This window comes from Vibrio sp. YT-16 (assembly GCF_033337405.1).
Classification (GTDB): domain Bacteria; phylum Pseudomonadota; class Gammaproteobacteria; order Enterobacterales; family Vibrionaceae; genus Vibrio; species Vibrio alginolyticus.
The window spans coordinates 25,972-51,488 of record NZ_JAWOQQ010000009.1 but is presented as its reverse complement, the minus strand read 5'-3'; the positions used below and the strand labels follow the sequence as shown (position 1 = coordinate 51,488).

Here is a 25,517-nt window from a genome sequence, read left to right as displayed (position 1 = left end):
TTCTAAACATGGAGAAAGGCTGTGCGTCGCTCTCAAGGATTTACTCTTATTGAACTCATTGTGTGCATCATCATTCTTGGTATTGTAAGCGTCGTTGCATTTCCTAAATTTCTTGGCTTACAAAAAGATGCCAGAGTGGCGGTTCTATATGGAGCCAGAGAAGCACTCATGACCGCCAACAACTTTGTCTACACCAAAGCAGTGATTCAATCTCAAGAGACAGTAGATGGCGGCATACAATATAACATTGATCTAGATAATGACGGCCATAACGACCTAATTGGTTACTTTGGATTTATCAAAAATGTTATTCCAGCAAAAGAGCTAGCAGGCTTTGATCCGCAACTCACTATTAACACTTGGTATGGGGTAGATAGCCCAGACGAGCCCTACTTCCTTATTGGTTTTGCAAACAAGCCTGTTGGTCCAGAACATATGTGTTATGTCGAAGTTTACTACCCAGAAACTCCTGGTGGCCAAGTGAAATACAAAATACAAACTGACGATTGCTAATTCCCATATAGAGTGGCAGTAACACTTTTACTTTTGGTGTCTTCATCGTTATTGCAAGGTAATGGCTCCAAAACAACCATTAACAACTATTTCACATAATGTCGTCGCACAGTTAGCTCATAGAGATAAAACCAGTAATTTGCGCCGACACATGGCTATAATTGAAACAATCTATCGTTTTTAAACCCGCCTATAACTTGTGCTTGTAAACTCATCATTTCGCTCAATAATAGTTCTATAACAAATTCAATAATTTAAAGCGGGAGGCGTAATGAGAATATTCTGGCAGCTACGTTGGTATTTCCAACAAAAGTGGAGGCACTATGTCGGATCCATTCTGCTTTTCGCTGTGATATCAGCACTACAGCTTGTTCCGCCCAAAGCAGTTGGCATCATAGTTGACGGCGTCGTAGACAACACTTTAGATACAAATACGCTGATTCTATGGCTCTCAGGGTTAACTGTACTGATCTTTACCATTTATGGGTGTCGCATCTTATGGCGAATTTGGCTTTTCGGCGCAAGCTGGGAGCTCGGGACCATTCTACGTAACCGTCTATATAGGCATTTATCGACACAGCCACCTCGTTTTTTTGAACGTTACAAGACGGGGGATCTGATGGCTCGTGGCACTAATGATGTGCGTAATATCGTTATGACAGCCGGCGAAGGGGTTTTAACCGCCGCAGACTCTTTGATCACTGGTATTGCGGTTTTAATCATTATGGTAACGCAAGTAAGCTGGAAGCTCACCGTAATGGCGCTTCTTCCAATGCCATTTCTTGCCATCATCATCTTCTTTATTGTGCGCATCCTACATCAACGCTTTCGTGTCGCTCAGGAAGCCTTTTCTACCATGTCAGACATGACACAAGAGTCACTTAATGGCGTGCGAATGCTGCGTGCTTTCGGATTAGAAAACCAAGAGCAGCAACGTTTTGAAGAGGTTGTGGATGATACTGGCGAAAAGAACATCGCTGTTGCAAGAGTCGATGCTAGATTTGACCCGGCAATTCAGTTAACCATCGGTCTTTCTTTCCTTCTTAGTGTCGCTGCTGGTGCTTACCTTGTTGATAAAGGTGAGATCACGCTTGGTGATCTGACCGCATTTACGATGTATTTAGGGTTGATGATATGGCCGATGCTGGCATTCGCATTCCTATTTAACATTTTAGAAAGAGGCTCAGCTGCATGGAACCGACTACAAGAGATCTTTGATGAAAAGCCAGAAATTATCAGTGGTAATAAGCCAATAGAAAATAAACCACTTCCGTTAAAAATTGATATCGACGATTTCCACTGGTCTAGTGATTTACCGCCCGCTTTGACGGAAGTAAACATCGAACTTGAACCCGGAAAAATGTTGGGAGTTGCAGGGCCTGTAGGAAGCGGAAAATCGACCCTGTTAACACTACTTTTACGTCAACATGATTTAGAAAACGGCTCAATTAAATTCGGTGATGTCGAGATCAAGGATGCCCTACTTCCACAGTGGCGAAACCGCTTTGCTGTCGTTAACCAAAGTCCGTTTCTATTCTCCAAATCTATCTTCGACAATATTGCCTTAGGCAACCCTAATGCAGAGAAAGAAGAAGTCTATAGAGCAGCAAAGTTAGCCTGTATACATGACGATATTGAGAAGTTTCCTGAAGGCTACCAAACAGAAGTTGGTGAAAAAGGCATTACACTCTCCGGCGGGCAAAAACAACGTATTGCGATAGCACGCGCTATGCTGCTGAATGCCCAAGTGTTGGTTTTGGACGATGCACTTTCCGCTGTTGATGGACGGACCGAACATCAAATCCTTAAGAATTTGGAAACACACTACCGTGATCAAGCCCTAATCGTTATTGCACACCGCCTCACCGCATTGGAAGCAGCAGACGAGATCATTGTCTTGAATCACGGCCACATTACTGAACGTGGGCAACATAGCGCTTTATTAGCGCATCAGGGATGGTACGCCGAAATGTTCGAGTACCAAAAACTAGAACAGGCGATGGAGGAATAATGAATGAACCAGACCAGCACGTTTAAACGGTTAATGTCTTACCCATTATCTCAACCAAAGCCAATGACTAAAGGACTCGCCTTGCTGTTTATTGCAGCGTTAGCTAGCGCCGGCGGCCCTTGGTTGATTCAATATTTCATTGATGAGCACATCGCTAAAGGTGACTATTCACAAAATGTTCTGATTTCGCTAGCAGTAGGTTATATCGCTCTTCAGATCGTATCGGCAACATTCCAGTATTTTCAGTCATTGCAATTTAGCATTGTCGCGGCTAACACGATCAAAGCGATTCGTAAGCAAGTATTTTCTGGCGTGATTAAGCAGCCGTTATCTGCGTTTGATTACACTCCTGCTGGAAAATTGGTGTCGCGAATCACCAACGATACGGAATCTTTACAGCAATTTTATGAGCTTTTGATCGCGACCGTGGTGAAAAACGTGGTCATGATTGTCGTAATGCTTGGCGTTATGTTTTTCATGAGTTGGAAGCTCACACTCGTTGTGCTTGTATTGCTGCCGATCGTCATCGGCTTTATGTACTTGTTTAAGCAGCTAAGTACAGAAAGCTACCGAAAGATGCGTGACCTATTGACCGATATAAATGCGAATCTGAGTGAATCCATTCAAGGGATGAGTGTCATCCAATTAATGCAACAAGAAGAGCGTTTTAATAAACAGTTCAACGAGCTAACCGCAGAGCATCTGGTGGCATCTAAACGAGTGATTCGGCTAAACGGCTATCTGCTAAGACCATTAATGGACTTACTCGCTGGTCTTGCGTTGCTTTGCTTGGTTGCGATCTTTGGTTTTAATGGTATTGAGTTGATTGGTGTGGGGGTACTGTATGCATTTATCAGTTATCTTGCGCGAGTTACTGAACCACTAATTGAGATGACTCAGCAACTTGCTCTACTTCAGCAGGCGTTAGTATCAAGCGAACGTGTTTTTGAATTGATTGATGCGAAAGAACAAACTTACGGGGGCGATCATCAACCATTAAGGTCAGGTGCTATCGAACTTAAAGACCTCACATTTAGCTACGATGGTAAACAGGACGTCCTAAAAGACATTTCGTTGAAGGCCAACCACCAAGACTTTATCGCGCTTGTCGGGCATACAGGAAGCGGTAAAAGCACATTAGCGTCACTGTTAATGGGCTTTTATCCAACTCAATGTGGTGAACTGCTCATAGATGGTCGTCCACTTAAAACATTAGGGAAAGACGTACTTCGCAAAGATGTGGCAATGGTTCAACAAGATCCACATATTCTCCCTGCTTCAGTCAGAGAAAACATCTCTCTCAGTCGGGCGGTTGATGACAATCAAATATGGGATGCGTTAGACAAGGTAGGTTTGGCAGAACAAATTCATCGTTACCCTAACGGGCTAGACACGCAGTTAGGTCAAGGCGAAACTAATTTATCTGCGGGTCAGAAACAGCTTTTGGCGTTAGCACGTGTGCTCGTGGTAAAACCTAAGATATTGATATTAGATGAAGCAACCGCAAATATTGACTCAGGAACAGAGGCTTTAATCCAAAAGAGCTTGGCGGTACTCAGACAAGACATGACGCTCGTTGTTATTGCTCATCGGCTTTCAACTATCCTAGATGCAGACCAAATCATTGTTCTTCATCATGGGGAGTTAGTCGAGAAAGGCACACACAAAGCACTCTTAACGCAAAATGGTCGTTATGCTCAAATGTATCAGTTACAGCAAGCAAACCGACATCTACAACAGATTGAAGAAGACACCAAGCAACTCGAAGAAGCGGTGTGATTTTATGCCCGTGCCTTCTTTTTATTTAGTTGGTATGGGCATAATTGGTGTAACTTCAAAATTTAGCCTTGTTAGCTTCCAATTTCTTCATAATGTAAACTAATTTTCTATTTCTTACCTATTATTGACATAACCCCTCGCTATATCACGCAAGGTCGTTGTAAAATCGTACGGTACTTAAGTCTACTGCCTGTGGCATTGGGCCGAATTCCGCTTTCTAATTATGCACATTAATCTCATGACACAAGTCCATGGACAAAGATAAGTTTACTAACATCTATCGCTTGCCTGGTTCGATTCAAATTCGTATCGGTAAATGGCAAAAGACGTTCCGCGGCACCTCTGATTTAGTTTTACATCAGGCGCTAATGGAGCGTAATAAGCAATTTAAGAAGCCAGACTTTTTACCTAAAGGCTGGTGTGTCACTCCTATTGATGAAAACGACATTACCATTACGCATCACGGTAAATATATCCAAACCGTTATGCGCACAATGCTGGACAGAAAGGTCTCATACAAGCGACTGTTCCTATCTCGAATGAGTCTCGAAGATGGTGAAAAAGTGCTCCACAATTACAAGCTGGAGTGGGTAAGAAAACATAACCAGATCGCCAAAAAGTACAATCAAATTAAAAAGAAACAATATATGAACTTTGCAAGAGAAGAAGAGGAAACCCTCTACCCTTCGATTCCAAAGGGTGAGTTTGACAAAACATTATGGAACAAACTTGTCGTATCATCGTTTGGTCCGCAGAAAAAGTACAAAAACCCGCACTTTGTCCGTAAAGCCGATTTCTAAATAAACACCCCTAAAGTTAGGGGTGTTTATTTATACGTTAACTCACCAGTCGTAAGTTAAACTTGCAATAACATTTTGTCGGTCGCCATACCAACAAAAGCCATCACATGTCGCTATGTACTTTTTATCCGCGATGTTTTTAGCTGCGACTTGTAACTTGTAATCGCCGATTCGATAACTGACCGTCGCATCCATTAAGAAATAACTTGGTACTTTTAGTCTCTCTTCATTGTCTCCGTATGACTCACCTGTATAGCGCGCGCCTAAGCCAACAGCAAAGCCATCAAGAGGTCCATCAAAGAAACGATAATGTGCCCAAGCTGATGATACGGTATTCGCCACTTGGGAAGGTGTTTTGCCAACCCATGCCTTATTGATGTCTTCTTTTATCTCTGCATCAACGTACGCAATGTTCCCGATCAATGTTAAGGATGGTGTCACATTAGCTACAGCTTCAAACTCAACGCCGTTATTTTCTATTTTTCCTATTTGCGTTAATTCACTCAAGTAGATACGAGCCAAGTTTTCTTTTGTTGCCCGATACGTTGCAATATTGAAATAACCATCAAATGAATCCGGTTGGTATTTCATACCGATTTCAAATTGATCACCGCTTTCAGGCTTCGCTGGCTTACCATTGCTGTCTTCTTGAATAATTGGATCAAAGTACTGAGAGTAACTAAAGTATGGCGTGAAGCCAGAATCAGAAATATAAGCCGTTCCCACGCTAAACGTCCACTCTCCATTATCGACTTTCGTGCGAGCACCCGTGGTAACATTATGTACTTCATTACTTGTATCGTCGTAACGTGCCCCCAATAACATCGCCCATTTATCGTTGATCAGCATATGATCTTGAAAGTAGACGCCGAGCTGCTGATTATCGATTTTCGTTCTTTGCTTATCGGTTTCGCTCAATGGTTGTAGCATATTCGGATCGAGTAACATTATGTTATCCGAATAAGTAGGATTAAATACATTAAACCTAGGATCGGGCAAAGCTCCCATTGGTGTGTTTAATAATGCATTACCATTAGCAACGATAGGGTCATTGGCAAAATCTTTACCATCGATACTGATCATTTGAAAATCTATGCCCAACATCAAGTTATGCTCAACACTTCCCCAATTTACTTGGTGCATCAAACGATTATCGATATTAAAAGCATCAGATGACCCATCTTCTGTTGAAGCACCCCGAAGTATGGTTTTGCGTTCATTTGATGGGTCCAAAGCCGGCCCCAACGCAGGCACGTCAGCCGAGTAAACGTACGAATACATTTGTCTTAGCTTAACATCCATTTCGCTGTAACGAGCTGCTTGAACAAATGAAGTGGTATCATTAAATGCATGAGAAAACTCATAGCCTAAAGACACCTGGTCACGCTCAAACGTCTCCCAGTTAGGATTGCCTATCGCTAAACTATCACTGATCTTTCCATTTTTGTTTGGCGTTAACGTTCCTTCAACTGGCAAAAATTGCAGATAAGGATCTGAGTCGTCTTTTTGATAGCTCGTTAGAAAGGTAATTTCAGACGTCTCATTAAATTTGTACGTCATCGATGGAGAGAGAAGAATGCGCTCTGCTTCTACCCCACTAATTCTCGTCCCATTTTTTCTCGCTAACCCTTGAAAGCGGAAAGCTAACTGCTCACTCACCTCAGAGTTTACGTCAAGAGAAAGTTGTTTACGGTCTTCAGAACCGTACTCCAAAGATACAAGTCCTGACCCCCCATCAAATTGAGGTCGCTTACTGACAACATTGATAACCCCACCTGGAGGGTTTTGCCCATAAAGAACAGACGCTGCACCACGTAAAACTTCAACCCTCTCTAACGCAAACGGATCTATTTGCCAACTATAGAAGCCAGAAGAATATAAACGGGTACCATCTTGATACAACCCGCTGTTCGCTTGTTTAAAACCACGAATAATAAACCAATCTTGCTTGTTATCTTCGCCGAAATAATTAGTTTGAATGCTTGGTGTGTACTGTAGTGCGTCAGAAATGCTAATAGAGGCACGATCATCCATTTGCTCTCGCGTAACAACAGACACCGCTCTTGGAGTCTCATTGATAGCAATATCAGTTTTCGTCGCTGCCCGACTCTTCGCTCCGAGATAACTAAAATCTGGACCAACTGCACTGTCTTGCTGCTGTCCAATCACAACTATATTTTCATCTTCCTGAGCCAAGACATTTGGCGTTGATACAGCTAATACAACCGCCATCGACGTTGGTGTCAGCATAAACTGCCGAGTCATATTCTCTCCTTTTTGTCGGCAGCCAAACCAACCCTTCATGACTTCAGCGACCGCTGAAAGAAAAGCGAGTTACGGCATCGCCAGTTGTTTCCGTAAAAGACAAACCAGAGGTTTTGCATAAAGCACTCGCATAGGTTACGAATGCCACTACGAGTGCTTATTTGTATAAGTACTTTCTTGGTTGAGGCTTAGCTCATTTCTATAAGCGGCGTAAACCCCACATTAAATACAAACCGCCAATGAGAGACGCCATAAGCCCTGTTGGTATTTCTTGCGGGTAAAGGACCTGTCGTCCCAACCAATCAGCCAACAACATCACCCCTGCCCCCAGTATCGCGGCGCATAACATGTGTTGTGACGCTTTGTTAAAACCAAATAAGCGAGCTAAATGCGGAGCCAACAACCCAACAAAGCTAATCGGGCCAACAACCAATGTCGCACTGACCGTGAGACAAGCAACTAAAAGAAGCAGTATTGCGCGTGAACGATCAACTCGAATTCCAAGTGCTTTAGAGGAAGCGGCACCGACAGGAAGAATATCTAGCCATCTTACGCAGAGAAAACTCAACCCTATAAAGACAAGTGCAGATAAAGACAATGGGAGTAACGTTTCAACCGAGACATAGTAGGTAGACCCAGACAACCAAGCCAATGCTTGATAACTTCTTGGGTCACCAGTGGCTAGAATAAAGCTCTGTATTGCATTCATCAGTGCGGTTATCGCAATACCAGTCAACAAAATACGCTCCGGCTGAAAGCCTGACTTACGGTTTAGCAGCACAATGACTAATACCGTCGCTAATGCACCTACGAGCCCGCCTAGAGAAAGAGTGAAAATTGACGAACCAAACCCAGTAAACATCGCGATGATCAACCCCATCGCTGTCCCTGAACTGATACCGATCACTTCAGGACTTGCCATTGGGTTTCCACTTAGGCGTTGAATCATGGTTCCAGCAATCGCTAACATTGCCCCCGCAATTGCTGCTGCAAATAATCTAGGTGCGCGCCACTCCAAAAAAATCCAATTTTGGCTAGAAAATAAGTTTGCCCACCCTTCATTTTGCACAGCAACCGTGGCAAAAAGAACAACAGAAATTAACGTGCCGATCAACGCCAATGAGATCGCTTTAGGGTTTAGCTTGTAAACATGTTGACGGTGTCGAGTTAACACTGTTTGAGTATGGCTCTGCGTCTTTTGTGATAAACGAGGTAACAGCCATAACAGTAACGGAGCGCCCAATGCAGCCGTTGCTGCTCCCGTTGGTATAAAACTCGCCATTAGCCCTGGCAGTTGCTGAATAACCAAATCGGTTAAAGTCAATAACATGGCACCAATCAGCATTGATACCCAAAGCTTATGCTGGATTTTATTGATACCTATCAATCGAGTAATCGCTGGCGCCGCTAACCCGATGAAACCGATGATTCCTACGGCAGAAACCACCCAAGAAGTGATTAACACCGCAAGCCCAAGGCAGACAAAACGCAACTTAGCTAGCGAGACACCTAAACTCTTGGCACCTTGCTCGGAGAGTTCCAACAGACTTAACGGCTTTGCAATCACAAATGCAACGACCGTAGCAAGTGCGATTCGAGGGGCAAGATACGAGAAATCTCCCCATCCACTCTGAACAAGCGAACCGGCTCCCCATATCATTAACCCATTCAGCTTTTCGGTATTCATCATCAGAATAACCGTACTTAATGATGCAAAGTACAGGTTTATCACTAACCCAGAAACGACGACAACCGTTGGAGATAACGCTCGTCGCCATGACAACAGCATCACCAACCCCATCGATATCACACCGCCGATGAGAGCAACCAAATTAGGCGCGATATCCAACATCCAAGGTGCGAATAGCGTTGCTAACATCAAAGCAAAACTTGAACCGCTCGCCACACCAAGTGTCGTGGGTGAAGCGAGAGGGTTACGCAGCACTTGCTGCATCAATACCCCAGCAACCGCTAATCCAGCACCAGATATAATCGTGGTGAAGACTCGAGGCCACCAGCTAAAGTGAAGTAAAACAGAATCGATAGATTGAAAGTTAGGCTCCCATAAACTGCTTAGAGCTAACGAAAATGAGCTTACTTGGTACAATTGGAAAGCACCAATAGAAAAGGTAAATGCCGAAAGTAACACCACAAAGCTTAAAGGCATCGTTTTCATTGTGTTAACTCCTCGACCTTACTCGCCGTAACTAACTCTGCGAAACGGAGGGCTGAAGGCATAGAACCAAAACTCCAAACGGGCGCGACTTGCATGACCTTTTCACCAGATTGTTGAACAACATATTGCCAAAATGGGTCTTGAGAGAGCTGCTCCGCTCCACCATAAGGTAATGGCTCTACGATAACGATTTGAGCTTTTATGCCAGCTAACTTGTCGATGCCAACTAGGCTGAAGCCCCAGCTATTCGTCTTTTCATTCCATGCATTACTCAGCCCAATCTTTTCGATAGCCTGGGAGTAAAGACTATTTTGACCAAAAACACGTACGTGCTTTGTATCCATAAACTGAATCATTAGAAGTGGCGGCTGGCCTTTATTTATACGCTGTTTTAATAAAGACAAACGTTTTTCATATTGTTGGATAAGCGCCTCTGCTTCCGCCTCTCTTCCCAGCTCTTCACCAAACCTCCGAGTGAAACTGGTAAGTACCGACCAATCCGTAATCCCGCTTTCATATAAGTCAATGGTGGTAACCGGGGCGATATCAACTAAGCGATGCTTCATTGAGGAGAAGTACGGGGCAATAAAAATACGATCAGGTCTGAGCTCGTAAATGCGCTCTATATTGGGTTGAGTTCTTAACCCTACATCCTTCGTTTGAGGTGGTAACGGTGGCGATTTTACCCAAGCATCGTAATCTTGCCCTTGAGCAACGCCTACGGGCACAACCCCTAAAGCCAACATCGTTTCAGTTTGTGTCCAATCAACCGACATCACCCGAGGTGATGCGTCAGCTAGTGCTTGAAAAGAACTGACCAAAAGCGCACTAAGTGAGAGAGCGAAAGAGAAATGTTTAAGTCGAGTGTTTGTACTGCTCATTATTCCAACCTTTAGCTTGGCATCGCCACCGGATAACCCGCAGGGTGGTCAGAGATCATCATCTCTATCCCATATATGTCCCTCAACTTAGGTTCAGTAAACACCTGTTCAACATTGCCTTGTGCAATCAAATCACCTTGATGTAATGCAACGATGTAGTCGCAAAATCGTGCAGCCAAGTTGATATCGTGTAATACGATAATAACGCCCAAACCCAGTTCTTGACTGAGTTTAGAGATAAGCTTCAACATATCTACTTGATGGCTGATATCTAGCGCAGACAAAGGCTCATCAAGAAGCAAATACTCGGTTTTTTGGGCTAACAGCATAGCTAGCCACACACGTTGACGCTCTCCTCCAGATAACGTGTCCACTAAGCGATCTGCGTATTTTAGTGTGCCTGTCATCGCCATTGCTTCTTCAACAATGTCGTGATCTTTCTTACTCAAACGTCCAAGTAAACCATGCCATGGATAACGACCAAAACCGACTAAATCTCGACCTAAAATACTGTCGGTCACCGGAAGATGCTGAGGCAAGTAGGCAATATGTTGGGCGAATTTTTTCGCTGAGAGATCGTTAATGCTCGTTCCATGCAGAACCACGTCACCAGCTGTGTATTGCTGTTGCTGTGCCAGCAACTTTAACAATGTGGATTTTCCTGAACCATTGTGTCCAACAAGGGCGTATGTTTTTCCGGGTTCAAATGTCACATCAAACGCTTTTAGCAATGACTTGCCTTCAATCTCAAACTGGAGTGCTTTAGCTTCCAACATCCCTACTTCACCTAATAGCCATTTACGAATAACAGTTATTCAAAGCTCTCATTCGTTGATCACGTTTGCCGTTCTTATTCAACAGAACGATTAATAAGGGAGGTTTTATATAACAACAAAGATACAAATGCAAACCGTTGTCATTATCATTACATAAACAAGATCATTGAGAGAATTGCTAAGTGTTAGTGATAATTTGCTCTGCTGAACTTCATTAGTAAATTATAGGCAGGTCAACGAGAGCAGCGGTCTCCCACTGCTCTCGCATAAATTTGAACGAATACTGCAGCGTATGAAGAAATGAAAAATGCCGCAGTGAATACATTAATGACGAGCGTCAGCGCCAAACTCTACTTCTTTATAGATATCGGCCAGCGACTTTTTACCTTGTTTGTCTTTGGCTGAACGCTTTTTCTTAGTTTGATAATGGTATTCTTGCTCCTGAAGTGCTTGTTCGTGCTCTTTTGCTGACTCAACAAACTCAGGATTTGCAAGTGCTTGTTGGCGTAAGCGGTTTACTCTTTCAAGGGTTTCCCACAACATACTTCACCTCCAAACTTATTACTGTATATAAAAACAGTATTGTTTAAATATTCCTCCTCGTCAACATTTCAACTTTGTTACTGCTCTTCACATTAACCCCAAGCCTGTATAGTGCTCGGGATATTTGTGGATGATTTGCTTTATATAACCTTGATGCTCTCGCAGAGCATCAACACATTCTCGAGATAACCACCCCTGATACACCCATTTTTCAAGTTCTAACAATGCGTATGGGATGGACCACGCTTGTCTATACGGATGGTGCGTTGTCATAAAATCAAAGGCATTCGCGGCAGCCGTAATTTGGGCGACTATTGGTATATCATCATTGGTTAAACCATAAGGATAACCAGTGCCATTTAAATTTTCGTACTGATAAATAATCATCTGCAAAAACAAAGTCACACTCGGGTGAACCGGATTTCCGATACGGGCAACTATGTCATCCGCTGAATCGATACAACGCTCAATATGTTGAATCAATATCGCCTCTTGTTCTTGAGAGTAATTTGTTCGGCGGCTAGCAATTTCAACTGGCAGCTGACTATCACCGAGCGCATGGAACTGAGCAAAAATACCAATATCTTCGACCATTTCGTCATTCAGGTGATAACGATCCGCTAACTGCGTTGCGATAATTTGACTGTAGTACTTCATGCGTTTGGTATGCGCGTAATACTCAGGTGAATAGCCTGGCATCATACATTGCATTCGGTTCGCTAGCGTTTCTATCGCATTGACTACTTGAGTTTCTGATTCAACCGCAAATCGAATCATTTCGAAATAAGGTTTAAGACCATTCAGCGCTTCTAAACTAAACGCATCACGTTGGGTGGAGTTCAAAAATACAAAACCAGTAAAAGCTTTATTGTCATAACAAGGAATAGCAGCCGACGACTGATATCCGTGTTTGAGTAAAATTTGAACCCGAGGACAGTGATTAATATCATGAAGGTCTTCGACGATACGAGGAACCGCGTTTTTAGAGGCAATATTGAGGTGGTGGAGTTTACGGAATGCTGATTCGTGATGGGCTAAACACCAAGTGTCGAACTCACTTTCTGCAAATGATTTGAGCACATCTTGGTCTGGGTGATATTTTGCAAATGACACCCTATCAATACATGGCAAGTGCGCCTGCATCCTGCCTTTTAGCGTTTGCAGTTGCTCGTTAAGCGGTTTTGCAAACGGGTAAAAACTCCGGTGCGCCATGCTTCACCTCCACACCAAAGCAGAGAAACAAGAAAAGCTCATTGTGTTGCAAATTCAATGGTATTTTGAGCGGTTTTCTCCACTTAAATTATCGATATACCACAACTTAAGTGTACGAAATAAAAGCACATTTCTACCAATTTTTTCACCGGATATCTTACGGTAATTTGATCCAGATTAAAAAAGCCAACGAGCGAAACTCGTTGGCCTAACAATACTGATTGATTACGATGGATTCAGTAACTAGAAGTTATTCAAAGAACGTTCTAAACAACTAGCCTAGAGCAGGAAGCACACCCAGCGTAATTAACACCTGAGCGAATACGATGCCAGTGCCAGCGATGCCCGTTATCACTAACGCACCTTGACCACCTGCGACGCGGTACTCCCCAGTAAAATCATCCGATTTACGAACCTTGATCACCATAACCAAAGGCAAAAAGATGGCTAAAATCGCTAAGGCAATCGCTGCATAGCCCAAAGCCATAATAAAGCCTTGAGGATAGAAAAGTGCGAAGCCTAGCGGTGGAGTAAACGTCACTAGTGCCGCAATCAAACGATTAGGCTTATCGTTACTTCCTTTGATGGTATCACCCAAAAATTCGAATAGACCCAAACTCACGCCAAGGAACGATGTCAACAATGCCAAGTCAGCAAACACACCAACAATGCTACCCAAATTTGATTGGTGTACTGTCTGAGATAGTTGACCAATCAGTGCGCTCAACCCTCCGTTCTCAACAAGCGTACTTTGGCTAACCACACCCAACGTCACGATTTGCCAAAAGATATAAATAACGAGTGGAATCGTCGAACCAATAATAACGGCTTTGCGTAAAGAAGAAGTGTCACCGTCTAAGTAACTCACAATTGCAGGTATACTTCCGTGGAAACCAAACGAAGTAAAGATCACCGGAATCGCCGCTACAACAAGGCCTTGTTCGATTGGCATACTTAACAAGTAAGATTCCGTAACGTTTGGAGCAAGAAAAGAAAGCACCGCAACCATTGCAATGAGCTTCATCGCGAACAGAACTCGGTTTACTTTATCGACCGTACCGGTACCCACTGTCACAACTAAAGTCACAATCAAGGTAAAGATTATCGTTGATGTAGGCCCTGAAATATCGAGGTCAAACCATTGTGCAAGGCGGTCTCCGAACTGAGCACCACCGCCAGCGATATACGCTGCACATAATGAGTAGAAAAGAAACAACATCGCAAAACTTGCCACCCACTTGCCTTTTTGACCTAGGATCTGTTTCGCCAAAGTATGAAGTGTAGCACTACTCTCCGCATGTTGATGAAGCTCAAGCATAAGCAAGGCAGTGAAAGCCATCAGAGCCCATAAACCTAGCATGATGATAATAGAAGTTGAAAAACCAATGCCGGCAGAGGCAAGTGGAAGCGCTAGCATACCAGCGCCTATTGTAGTGCCCGCAATAATTAGCGTACTACCGAATACTTTAGAACGACTCATTGTATATTAATCTTTACACTTTATTAGAAATTATCAGTATTAGATCGGGCAACGGCGGACCGAAACCAACACCATATTTGTATTGCCGTCGATATTGTAGGATCTTTAGCAGAAGATCAAGCAAAGTGTAAGGATAAAAAACCACACATGTAAACTATAACTTACACTTTACTGATATTTAACAATAACTGTGTGCATTCTTCCCTGTTCATGAACTTGGGAACAGGGTAATTCCAGTGCGCCTCTTTCAGAATTAAATCAACAAGCGCATCAGCATCTTCACGTTGAATGAGCGCACTGGTTTGCTCAATATCAATAGTTGAAAACAAGGACTCCAGATTCGCCAAAAAATGCTGAGCACTTGCGTTACCTAACTGCCCCTCGGCCGTCAACTCATCGAGCTTTCTTAGTTGAGGCTCAATCTCTGATAATGAAAAGCGCAGCACAGGCAACAAGGCTAATCCGTTTGCCATACCATGAGGTATTCCATATCTCGCACCGAATGTGTGAGCAAAGGCATGAACATAACCCAAACTCGCTTTGGTAAATGCTAAACCCGCGTAATAGGATGCCATAGCCATTTTATGACGAGCTTCGACATCATCCCCTTGCATCACAGCCCTAGGAAGATATTTAAAAATGAGTTTAATAGCGGCAACCGAATAAGCCATCGTTTCTTGAGTAGCGTTTTTCGATACATAGGCCTCAATAGCGTGGGTTAATGCATCAACGCCAGTATCAGCCGTGATCTTAGGAGGTAAACCAATCATTAAATTCGCATCTAAAGCTGCCATTAGTGGCACCAACTTTGGATCCATTAAAGGGGTTTTAATGTGTGAGGAGGGATCTGACACGACCGCAGCGATAGTAACTTCACTTCCGGTTCCAGCCGTTGTTGGAATAGCAAAAAGCGGCGCTGGCATTCGCCATACCTTCAATAGTCCAGCTAATTTTTTTATTGGCCGTTTATTGGTAACTTTCGCAGCGATGACTTTTGCACAATCCATTGCAGAGCCGCCACCCAAAGCTAATATGCCCTCACAATGAAAACGATGATAAGCCTCTAGACCGCTCTCAACCTGATCATAGGTAGGATCGGGCTTAACTTGCGAGAAAACATCTAACTGTAAATCGAGTTGTGCTGCTGCCTCAAGCACCTTATCTACAATACCGACTTGGACTAACCCTTCGTCGGTAACTAACAAAACGCGTTTAAATCCCAGCTCGGTCATCGATTCTAATAGCTCATTCATCGAACCAGGGCCGGAAAACAAGGTTGGTCTCGGCATAGGAAGGATATGGGCTGCAATTTTTAACCCAGCGGTGTAACTCCGGTATAAACGATGCTTCAACATACGAAATCCTTTTCATTTAGAGCTATCATTCTAGCTACTTTTACTACCTATGCTTACTTTGCAATCACACATTTTCAATAAACTTATCTCACTAAAAGGGCTAGCATCGCTGGGAAACCGTACCATTTTATTATCTTTCCTCAACGACATGAGCTACAGAGAAAATGTTTTCAACGACGCTCTATTGTCATGTAGTTAACAAGCTTCTTTCCCTATTACTCTGTTAGTTACAGAGCGAGCCTCGAAGAAGTCTTCTTATTTTTTGCCTTCAAAAGCAACAATATGAATTCTGTTAATCACACATCAATACCGTGTGTCTCTGGTTGAGCCCGAGCACGATTTACAAAAATAAAAATAAGAATGCGTTACATCATGATTTATTGTCGTTTTCAAATAAGTCAACAAGAGCAACAATAATCTTTCAAAACTTATACTTAGTTCAAATATCTGACTCTTAACCATGAGCTTCAGGTGATATTATTATGCAACTAGGATTATTATCCCGCCCATAATCAAAACTATGTCTAAACGCCCACCTTTTGGGGGTCTATTCGCTGTCGTACCCAATTTTTCCTATCACCTTCTGATTTGGGTTTAGCGTGGGCTAATTAGCAATGTCGGTATAAACCATGAATCATTCTTGCCATTCCCATACGGACATGGGCTTTGAAGTCGATCTGAAACAAGCACTTATCTGGGTTGCTCGAGCACTCGACTATGTCGGTGTTGATGATACGCACCATAGCCATCGTGTCGCTTACATCGCTTACCAATGTGCTCGGGTCATGAACTGGGAACCAGAAAAAGCGGAGTTTTGCTACTTCGCAGGGATGATCCACGATTGTGGGGTCTCCGAAACACAAGAACATAAAATGTTACTTGAGGAGTTGGTGCCACAAGATGTAAAAACACATTGCTTAAGAGGATACCGAAGCCTCAAGCAGTGTCGTTTGTTACGTCAGTTTGCTACACCTGTTCTTTACCACCATACACATTGGAGTGAACTAAAATATCTTGATTTACCGCCTTTTGAAAAAGAGGTCGCTGCCCTACTCTATTTAGCCGATCGTCTCGATTTTATGCGTTCCAAATACGTCATGAACTGCCACTGTGACATTGTCACACTTCATGAAGAACTAATTGCAGAATGCATCATGGCAAACGCTGGAACTTTGTTTAATCCAGACATGGCTAAGGCAATGGTTAAGCTCGTTATGACCGACGCATTTTGGTTCGCGATGGAGTCTGAAAATATAGAAACCATCGGATTAAACTTTAAAAGCATTGATTGGCTTCAAAAACAGCTCACCATCCAAGATATGAATAGTTTGGGCATGTTTATCGCTCGAATTGTTGACGCAAAAAGCCCATTTACTTATCAACATTCGCAAAAAGTGGCGGAGTTATCTCGGTATCTAGCCATCAAGCTTGGGTTCTGTGAGCACGACCAAGAGATGTTATTTATTGCTGGGTTGGTGCATGATATCGGAAAGTTAAAAACACCAGATGAGATTCTTCATAAAGAAGGCTCTCTTAATAAACAAGAGTATACGCGTATTAAACGCCATACAATTGATACTCAGCTCGCATTACACAAAGTGTTTCCCAACGCTAAAATAGCGGAGTGGGCCTCTAATCATCACGAGCGTTTGGACGGTTCTGGCTATCCTTATCATAAAACAGGAGACGAACTCGATGTACCATCGCGTATTGTCGCGGTTGCCGATGTTTTTCAAGCTCTGTCTCAGGACCGTCCCTACCGCGGACGAATGGCTCAAGCACAAATCGCCGCGATTATGGGGGAGCAAGTCGCTAAACAAGAACTTTGTTCTGACGTCTATGCAGTGCTAGAGCGAAACATGACCGAGTGTTACGAGCTATCAACTAATGTTTAATCGATAAAGGGCGTATCTACGCCCTTTGCTGATTTTATGCTGGTTGCAAACCAATCATTTTGCAATATCAAGTACATTGTCTCGCACACCATTGATTCTGAACCAACCTGCAATACTGAAACGCTCAGCATTGGTCGGTAAAACCTCATGCGGGAATTGCTCAGATAAGAATAAAAGTAAGCGTCCTGATTGAGGAGGGATGGTTGCTATCTTATTATCATTTAGATCGTAAACCACCAATTCACCTGCATCCTTTTCCGTCCAAGATTCGTTCATGTAAAAAACGGTTGTCAATCGACGGTTTTCATTGCCCTTAAAACAATCTAGATGCTTTTGGTAGAAATCCCCTTCCTCGTACTTGGCAAAGTGAGCTTCATACTCAAAAAGTCCCAGAAACAAGTGACGGTTCACTTCTTGGCGTATTTCTTCCATCTTATCTAAGTAAGAAGTAACCGCGTGCCCCATATTGGGCGATAACCATTGAATTTTGTCACTTCGAATTGACTCAATACGTGTCACATCGTCATTACGACCAATACGCGCTTTTTTCCAGTTACTTGGAATGCAGTCTCGTAATTGAGCCACTTCTTGTTCAGAAAGAAAATCATCCCAGATGTAGTAGCCATGGGTTGCTAACGCATCGATCATTTTATCCATTATTGTCGTTCACTCATATTAGTTGGGCGGTCTATATAAAAAATCTTCAACCCCACAACAAATGCGATTTTTTGTCGAAACGACAACAAAATAAAAAGAGAGTAAAAATAGGTGATGACGAATATAAAAATGCCGCTCATATGAGCGGCAATATCTTTTATTATTGACGAGCTTCTAATCTGGTTGGATGAACTCGCAACGGACTAAGACGTTTAATAGTCGGGCGTTGTTTGTTTTTTAACTGGATATGACAAAGTTCCAGAATTAAGCCGAATGCCATCGCAAAGTACACATAACCTTTGTTGATATGAATTTCGAAGCCTTCTGCCATCAATAAACCACCTAACAAAACGAGGAATAACAAAGCAAGTGTCTTAAAACCAGGGTAACACGACACCAGGTTATTGATTTTTTCGGCTGTCATGACCATCACGATAGCAGACGAAACAATCGCTGCGACCATAAGTGGGACATCACTTGTCAAACCAACGGCGGTTATCACCGAGTCCATCGAGAATACAGCATCCACGGCAACAATCTGCAACAGAACTACCGCTAAACCAGTACGGGCGTGAGTTGAGTGAGCCGACTCGTTGTGATTTAACCAACTCCACAACTCTTTCAGGCTTTTAGCCAAGAGGAATGCACCACCCGCAATCATGATAACGTCTCTTCCGGTAAACGCATGGTTCGCCAAAGAAAATAGCGGTTGAGTCAGTTGCATGATCCAAGAAATTGAAAACACTAAACCAATACGAGCAATAACAGCAAGACCAATACCAAGGTTTCTTGCCAGCTTACGTTGGTGCAGCGGCAGTCTTTCACATAAGACAGAGATAAAAACGACGTTATCAACGCCTAAGACAACTTCAAGCGCAAACAAAGTGGCGAAAATAGCCCAAGCTTCTGGTTGCATAAAAAGTTCTAGCATGAGCATGTCTCCAATAATAAGAAGACATATGGTGAAGGGTTTTGTCGACTAAAGGGGTCGTCCATTAATTATTTATACCTTTGTTACTGAGGGATCATGAGTAAATCACCAAACAATCAACAAAACAATATCTATTTTAATTAACAAGGAACAAGTTTAATTCGTGTACAAATCAATCAACTCCTCCAAATTGATTAAAATTACATAGAAGCTTTAGAATTGAATAAATGAAAGCATTAAAGTCCAACAAAACTAAGATAAATTTCTAGACTTATAAGCACCATCAACCCTTATGCAACCCATTAAATGCATTGAGCTCAAAGAGAAACAGGCGTGTTTCCGAGATAAACAATAGTAAAAATTTGTTTCATGCTGATATACTGCCAAAAATCATAAGAAACCATGCTATTTATGGACTACATTGCTCTTTCGCGTATAAGCCTTAAACATCTAACTGTTTTACATATGTTGTTAACCACTCACAGCGTCACACTTGCGGCAGAACGCTTGTGTGTAACACCATCGAGCGTCAGTAAAACGCTCGGACAGTTGCGCGAAACGCTAAAGGATGACCTTTTTTATCGTGATGGCACTCGCTTAGTGCCGACAGCATTTGCGCTGCATATAGGCCCATCAATCCATGGCATACTCTCCAGTATGAATGGGTTATTACATCAAGGCTCTTTTAATCCGGCTTACTATCAAGGTAGTTTTTCATTAGCAATGCGTGAAAGTTCGTTTGAGCTCTTTGCGCCAGTTCTACAGCATCTGTCCCAACAACTGAGCAATCACGCGCACTTGAATGTCCATGCGAAAGAGGAAATGAGCTTCGATGCATTAGCAAGAGGTCAAGTGGATTTTTTGTTGCTTCCTCACGATCTCAGCCAACCACCCACACAAAATAAAGACTTGGTCTGGAAAACCATTTTGAAAGACGAAATGGTTTGCTTAATGAGAGCATCGAACCCACTCGCTGAGCAACCCCTATCTGTTGAAAGTTACCTTTGTGCAAGACACATCGGTATTCATGATAAAGATCTGTCACAACCTTATTTTGAGCAAAATCTCACCCAAAGGCATTCAAAGCGAAACTTGGCCATGCGTGTAGCCGACTTTGGTTCAGCTGCGGTGATGTGTCAGCACTCGGATTACTTGTTCACATGCTCCAAGCTTTGGGCAAGAGCGGCAATGCAAGCAAAAGGTTTGGTTGAACAAGCTCTTCCATTCGATTACGGACAGGTAGCCTACAGCCTCGTTTGGAACAAAGCGAGCTTAAACGATCCCGCTTTAAAATGGTTACAGCAACAATTACTCGACGCCTGCGCCATGTTAGATGCCTGTGATGCGTAAGTATAGATAAACAACGGTACTACGTGAGTACTGTCGGCACTGTGATAGGGTTACTCACGTAGCATCGAAGCTCTGATTTTAAGCGTTCGATATCATGATGAGAGCACATATCCCAAGTTAACGCCTCCCCCACTACTCCGTGATGCTGAAAGGCATTTAAACGGATAAGCACCGATTCAGGAAGAGTACTCAAGTAACGTCCAATTGCTACGATTTCTATATCTAAATCACTTTTTTGGGGAATATGCAGTAAGCGGACCTCGTACAATTTTTCGTGCTCAACAAGGTACTGAAGGGTTTTAAATACACGATGATTATCACGCCCAGTTAGCCACTGATGCGTCTCCGTCTGCCACGCTTTCAAATCGATCATTGCGCCATCCAGAAAAGGTAGAATACGCTGCCAACCAGCAACCGCTAAAGAACCGTTACTGTCGATGAAACAAGAGAGGTGCCGTAATTCAGGATCTTGTTTTATCCCTTTAAACAGCTCAATAATGAAAGGAAGTTGTAAGGTAGATTCCCCACCGGATACAGTAACACCACTGATGAAAAAGCGATGTTTGCGTATCAAATCGAGCATTGTTACTACAGAGTAGTCAGTAATTTTTGGATTAGATTGGTTCTGACATATCTCTATACAATGATCGCAGTGGGTGCACTCCTCTTTAAGCCAAACAACGTTGTTGTTTTCGTCGAACTTCAATGCGCCTGCTGAACATTCACTCACACACTCACCACAATGATTACAATGGTTTATCGTGTGAGGATTGTGGCAGTTCAAACACTGATAGTTACAACCCTGTAGAAAGATGACTAGACGATTTCCTGGCCCATCAACACAAGAGAAAGGAAGGATACGAGTGACTTTTGCCAAAAGGCTTCCACTTCGTCTAGACATCTTGTTCTTTCCTAAACCGAACTTATGCCTGCGTGTAAGTCGGTGTTACTTCATGACTCACCACACGTGGCGAGCGTTCTAAAATTTTGGTATTTTTTGCTGCTTCTGCACCTAGAAACGTCGTGTTGGTTCTCGAACCTTCTTTATCATGTTTCGCGACATCTGAAAGTTTGATCATGTAGCCTGTCACGCGAATTAAGTCATTTGAAGTGACATTCGCGGTAAACTCACGATAACCAGCATTTAGTGCCCCTTTACATAAATTGAACATCGCTTCTGGGTTAGATTTCACCGTTTCATCAATCGTCAAAATATCGCTGATACCCGCACGATAATACTGATGATGCTTCGCCGTTGCTTGTACATAAGTGACAGGGTCTGGCTCTGCACCATAAGGCAGACGTACACCTGGCGTAACATCATGATCTAAGCTAATGCCGCCTTGTGCATGTAAGAGCGCTTTGCCATCTAAACCATATTTCACCGGGGTTGAGTCCACCAGTTTAGCCAGTGTTGCTGAAACATCATGAGCAAAAGTATTTGCTCGATCATTTTTTCCGTATCGCCCTATTTGCCCTTCTTTTTCAAATAGAAGGTTTACCGCTTCGGCCATGCCGTAAACGCCATACATTGGCGCGAAATAGGACTCTTTTATCAACCCTTCTTGCGTCAAAAAGCCTTGAAAGAAGTTCGATTTTTCATGCAAGTGCGTGCTTCTTGCGTTTATGAGCTCGACCATTAATCGATGGTAAGAAGGCAACGCACTGTTTAAGAAGTCGTTACAGTCTGATGCTCGTTTTGCAACTTCTTTTAAATTCATTCGCACCAATGTGTTCGAGCCACCTGCTAATGGAAGCGAGTTGTAGCAACTTACAATACCAAAGCGTGAGCCGTTGTAGGCTTTCGCGTGCATTGGGTAATTGGCGATATGCGGTTTACTGCATTCACAAATGTTCTGTGTCGCTTGACGAAGTAAATCATCAGGTGTAATTGTCTCGTCGTACATAAAGGTGAGATTCGGTGCGATCTGCTTGAGCTCCGCATCTACTTTTAAAACAGTGCGACAAATAATGTTGTCTGTCGGTCCGACATTCACATGCATAAACGCATCTGGCAATGTGCGATCCAGCATGATCCAAAAATGTTTTAACTTTTTGTAAATCTGGCTCTCTGTTAGGTCGCCTATGTAAGGCAACAAGACATCATCTAACTGGCCTAAGTAAACCGGAATGTTCGTTACCGAAGGAACATGATGGTAAATGATAGTCAGCATGTTCAACGCATCATCGAAATCATCAGCCGGAGACAACTCTAAATAGTCTGAGCCTTGCGATAGAAATTTAGCGTAATCAGGCAACACATAGCGAGGTTTAAACGGTGCATGACCTTCAAACATATCGCAGATGATGGCTTCATCCATTGCTTGTCTCAGTGATGGAGATACGGTCATGTAAGGAATGCACGCTTCCGCCTCTAAAGCTAAAAAACTCGACTTCTGTTTTGGAGAAAGACGGACGTCGGTCGCGATATCTAGAAAACGTTGTTGTAGTTTAGAAAGGCTTGTCATCTAAGATATTCCTACAAAGTAACCACAAGCCCACAAGACAAAATACGAGCTCTACCCCTAAAGAGTAACGTGATTTTACTCCTGCTTGGCTGTTGCCACTAATGAAAATAAACAAAACGTCTATTTCCATTCTGGAAATAAGACAAAGCTAAATTAGCGCATTCCAACTTACTATATGGGAAAACCTAACTGCGTACCGAAGTCTGTCTTATTTATCGGTTTGCCGTCGACAACATCACGCCTGCACCAATAAATACTCCACCAGTCAAACGATTGAACAACTTCGCTCTTCCAGCGACAAACAACCAATCGGAGGCTTTTACCCCTAACAATGCATAAAATGTTAGCCAGCTAAGCTCAAAAACCACAAATGTAGACGCGAAAATCGCGTATTGAGACAGTAGCGGTGCGGAAGGTTCTATGAATTGAGGAAACAAAGCGGTGAAAAAGACTATCGCTTTGGGATTACTAGCGCCAACAATGAAACCACTAGTGAACGCGCTAAACGCTGTCGCGGAACTTTGAGTCGTTGCCGTTTTATTAAAATCTGTCTGAGATGAGCGCAACGCTTGAATACCTAACCAGATTAAATAAGCGGCGCCACACCATTTGATAATATTAAAAACTAACTCAGATGAAGCAATGACAACTCCCAGCCCGGTAAATGAGAGCGTAAGGATGATCGTAATCGCAGACAAACTGCCAAGCGCAGTCATGAAAGCAATACGAAACCCACTACTCACTCCTTTACTCAAACACAACAGTGAGCTTGGTCCTGGTGAAGCTGTGAGCACGAGAATGGCAAGAGTGTAAAAAATCCATGTATCTATTTGCATTGGCATCCCTTCCAGCAAAATGAGGTTTATAGCCCATTGTGTAGAACTATTTTATCGCCCGGTTTCTATCCATGAAGCCGAGGTCTTAATAACCATCTTGCATCTAAATAACTTAGAAAAAATTAATAGATAGTTATGCAAATAAAATACGATCTACATGCAAGGATGTAAAGCCTGTTGTATAAGCTTATCTATTTCTCTTAATCATAAAAAGGCTTAGGATCGATCTCTAACGATGAAGGCGCGATCGCTCTTTCAATTTTGTACGCACTCGTTTTTAAATCCACCATCGTGACATCAATGTATCGTTTATACTTGCGGGAGTAGAAACATTTCACTTCTGGCTTTAATGCTTGAGATTCATTTGAAGACCAAACAATACCAACACGCCCATCGTTCAACTCGACAATAGAGCCTACGGGGTACATCCCAATGCAATTAATGAATTTGTAAACTAAGTCTGCGTCTAAATGAAATGGCGTTAGACTCAACAAGATTTTAAACGCTTCGGCAGAACTCATGCCTTTTTTGTAACAGCGATCAGCCGTTAGCGCATCGTAGATATCTACAATACAGCTCATACGGCCGTGAATTGGAATCTCCTCCCCCTTCAAGCCTCTAGGATAACCATTGCCATCTAACTTCTCGTGGTGCATCAAACAAACATCACGGCTTACGTCACTAAGTCCTTTTACGTGAAGGATTATCTCACCTGCGAACACTTGATGTAGCTTCATATGTTCAAATTCTTCAGGCGTTAGCTTCGCTGGCTTGTGCAAGATCTTATCATCGACTTTAATTTTACCTACATCATGAATAATGCCACCTACAGCAAGCTGTTTTAGCGTTGGCTTATCCAAGCCCAAGTACTTACCGAATGACACTAAAAGACAAGCGACATTGACGGAGTGTTCCAATAAGTAAGAGTCTTTTTTTCGGAGTGCAGAGACACACTGCAACGCATCTGAGTCAATCAAAACACTTTCAATGACATCGTCAGCCCAAGCTTCTACTTCATCAACTTCAATGATTTTTCCTTCAAAAGTTTGATTCAATAGTTTCTGCGCCAAATCTTTTGCTTCGGCGATCAGCTTTTTGGCTCGCTTGTGTTGGATGTCTCTCGAACGATAAGTTCGTTGACCCCTCTTAAAATCTGAGTGTTTCTGCTCTCTCGTCTCTTTAGTGGCATCAGTTGATTCATCTACAGGCTTGAAGACACACTGCTGCGAAGATAATGTTTGATCTACCCAAACATACTTTACGCCACTTGTAGCAAGCTTCTTAATGCCTTCAGGGCTAGATATCCGCCCTGCATTGGCTAAATTGACGCGCTTGTTGTGCTCTATCGCGGTAACAAACATACCAACGCCGATATCAGCGAGCGCAATTTTGATTGAATTTTTCGGATCGTACTGCATATAAAGAAGGCTTACTCGATATTAACGTCCGCATTATAAGAGATTTGATTACTTGGCGTGATAATAAATTTGAATTGATTACAATTAATGAGCATCCTGTCAATTAATAATCGGTCGCGTTCATTAAGTCCTTTTTGTTATTATGGTTTTATCCAAGATAACATATATACA

At 42.8% G+C, this 25,517-nt stretch carries 20 protein-coding genes; 6 read left to right on the top strand and 14 right to left on the bottom strand.

All coding sequences use genetic code 11. The annotated features are described in order from the left end of the window. The first annotated feature begins 21 nt into the window (after positions 1-21). The 4 genes from R7F07_RS15415 (at position 22) to R7F07_RS15400 (ending at position 5,103) form a co-directional block, all read left to right on the top strand. Positions 22-513: a type II secretion system protein gene (locus R7F07_RS15415; protein WP_005377704.1), complete on the top strand. Its 492-nt coding sequence runs from the start codon at positions 22-24 to the stop codon at positions 511-513. Positions 514-784: 271 nt separating this feature from the next. Next, positions 785-2,524, top strand: coding sequence for an ABC transporter transmembrane domain-containing protein (locus tag R7F07_RS15410; RefSeq protein ID WP_065274505.1), 1,740 nt, complete (start codon positions 785-787; stop codon positions 2,522-2,524). A 3-nt stretch (positions 2,525-2,527) separates the two neighbouring features. After that, complete coding sequence (locus R7F07_RS15405) at positions 2,528-4,303, top strand: ABC transporter transmembrane domain-containing protein (RefSeq protein ID WP_171342979.1); 1,776 nt, start codon at positions 2,528-2,530, stop codon at positions 4,301-4,303. Between the two features lie 251 nt (positions 4,304-4,554). Then, complete coding sequence (locus R7F07_RS15400; RefSeq protein ID WP_005377712.1) at positions 4,555-5,103, top strand: hypothetical protein; 549 nt, start codon at positions 4,555-4,557, stop codon at positions 5,101-5,103. A gap of 42 nt (positions 5,104-5,145) precedes the next feature. Here R7F07_RS15400 and R7F07_RS15395 read toward each other — a convergent pair whose 3' ends face one another. The 8 genes from R7F07_RS15395 to R7F07_RS15360 form a co-directional block, all read right to left on the bottom strand. Further along, positions 5,146-7,368 (bottom strand): TonB-dependent siderophore receptor, encoded by a 2,223-nt coding sequence (locus R7F07_RS15395; protein ID WP_171342980.1) that lies wholly within the window; start codon positions 7,366-7,368, stop codon positions 5,146-5,148. A 199-nt stretch (positions 7,369-7,567) separates the two neighbouring features. After that, entirely contained in the window at positions 7,568-9,544 is a 1,977-nt protein-coding gene (fhuB, locus tag R7F07_RS15390; protein WP_171342981.1) for a Fe(3+)-hydroxamate ABC transporter permease FhuB, read from the bottom strand. Then, positions 9,541-10,425 carry an iron-siderophore ABC transporter substrate-binding protein gene (locus R7F07_RS15385; RefSeq protein ID WP_005377718.1) on the bottom strand — a complete coding sequence of 295 codons (885 nt, stop codon included), beginning with the start codon at positions 10,423-10,425 and terminating at the stop codon, positions 9,541-9,543. Before R7F07_RS15385 ends, fhuB begins: the two co-directional genes overlap by 4 nt. A gap of 11 nt (positions 10,426-10,436) precedes the next feature. Then, the gene (locus tag R7F07_RS15380) at positions 10,437-11,201 is read right to left on the bottom strand and encodes an ABC transporter ATP-binding protein (RefSeq protein ID WP_005389081.1); all 765 of its coding nucleotides are present in this window, start codon (positions 11,199-11,201) and stop codon (positions 10,437-10,439) included. A 324-nt stretch (positions 11,202-11,525) separates the two neighbouring features. Continuing rightward, the gene (locus R7F07_RS15375) at positions 11,526-11,744 is read right to left on the bottom strand and encodes a hypothetical protein (RefSeq protein WP_005377723.1); all 219 of its coding nucleotides are present in this window, start codon (positions 11,742-11,744) and stop codon (positions 11,526-11,528) included. A gap of 87 nt (positions 11,745-11,831) precedes the next feature. Next, complete coding sequence (locus tag R7F07_RS15370; RefSeq protein ID WP_115385952.1) at positions 11,832-12,956, bottom strand: HD-GYP domain-containing protein; 1,125 nt, start codon at positions 12,954-12,956, stop codon at positions 11,832-11,834. 274 nt (positions 12,957-13,230) lie between these two features. Next, on the bottom strand, positions 13,231-14,436 hold the full coding sequence (locus R7F07_RS15365; protein ID WP_054701450.1) for an aromatic amino acid transport family protein: 1,206 nt from the start codon (positions 14,434-14,436) through the stop codon (positions 13,231-13,233). Between the two features lie 161 nt (positions 14,437-14,597). Further along, positions 14,598-15,791 carry an iron-containing alcohol dehydrogenase gene (locus R7F07_RS15360; protein ID WP_017634023.1) on the bottom strand — a complete coding sequence of 398 codons (1,194 nt, stop codon included), beginning with the start codon at positions 15,789-15,791 and terminating at the stop codon, positions 14,598-14,600. Positions 15,792-16,420: 629 nt separating this feature from the next. Between R7F07_RS15360 and R7F07_RS15355 the strand changes: the two genes are divergently transcribed. Continuing rightward, positions 16,421-17,686, top strand: coding sequence for an HD domain-containing phosphohydrolase (locus tag R7F07_RS15355; protein ID WP_025766702.1), 1,266 nt, complete (start codon positions 16,421-16,423; stop codon positions 17,684-17,686). 54 nt (positions 17,687-17,740) lie between these two features. On the opposite strand, the gene R7F07_RS15350 is transcribed toward R7F07_RS15355, so the two are convergent. Further along, on the bottom strand, positions 17,741-18,343 hold the full coding sequence (locus tag R7F07_RS15350; RefSeq protein ID WP_005377733.1) for a 2OG-Fe(II) oxygenase: 603 nt from the start codon (positions 18,341-18,343) through the stop codon (positions 17,741-17,743). A gap of 160 nt (positions 18,344-18,503) precedes the next feature. Further along, positions 18,504-19,274: a TerC family protein gene (locus R7F07_RS15345; RefSeq protein ID WP_017820626.1), complete on the bottom strand. Its 771-nt coding sequence runs from the start codon at positions 19,272-19,274 to the stop codon at positions 18,504-18,506. A gap of 411 nt (positions 19,275-19,685) precedes the next feature. On the opposite strand from R7F07_RS15345, the gene R7F07_RS15340 reads away from it, so the two are divergent. Beyond that, complete coding sequence (locus R7F07_RS15340; RefSeq protein WP_005377737.1) at positions 19,686-20,624, top strand: LysR family transcriptional regulator; 939 nt, start codon at positions 19,686-19,688, stop codon at positions 20,622-20,624. A gap of 19 nt (positions 20,625-20,643) precedes the next feature. Here the strand turns inward: R7F07_RS15340 and R7F07_RS15335 are convergent, their stop codons facing one another. From R7F07_RS15335 to R7F07_RS15320, 4 genes are all read right to left on the bottom strand, one after another. Next, positions 20,644-21,525 carry a YjjW family glycine radical enzyme activase gene (locus tag R7F07_RS15335; RefSeq protein WP_021033867.1) on the bottom strand — a complete coding sequence of 294 codons (882 nt, stop codon included), beginning with the start codon at positions 21,523-21,525 and terminating at the stop codon, positions 20,644-20,646. A 22-nt stretch (positions 21,526-21,547) separates the two neighbouring features. After that, positions 21,548-23,092, bottom strand: coding sequence for a YjjI family glycine radical enzyme (locus R7F07_RS15330; protein ID WP_171342983.1), 1,545 nt, complete (start codon positions 23,090-23,092; stop codon positions 21,548-21,550). Positions 23,093-23,304: 212 nt separating this feature from the next. Continuing rightward, positions 23,305-23,928 (bottom strand): LysE family translocator, encoded by a 624-nt coding sequence (locus tag R7F07_RS15325; protein WP_025766704.1) that lies wholly within the window; start codon positions 23,926-23,928, stop codon positions 23,305-23,307. A 200-nt stretch (positions 23,929-24,128) separates the two neighbouring features. Continuing rightward, a complete protein-coding gene (locus R7F07_RS15320; RefSeq protein WP_025766705.1) occupies positions 24,129-25,346 on the bottom strand; it encodes an HD-GYP domain-containing protein in 1,218 nt (405 codons plus the stop codon). Positions 25,347-25,517: the final 171 nt, after the last annotated feature.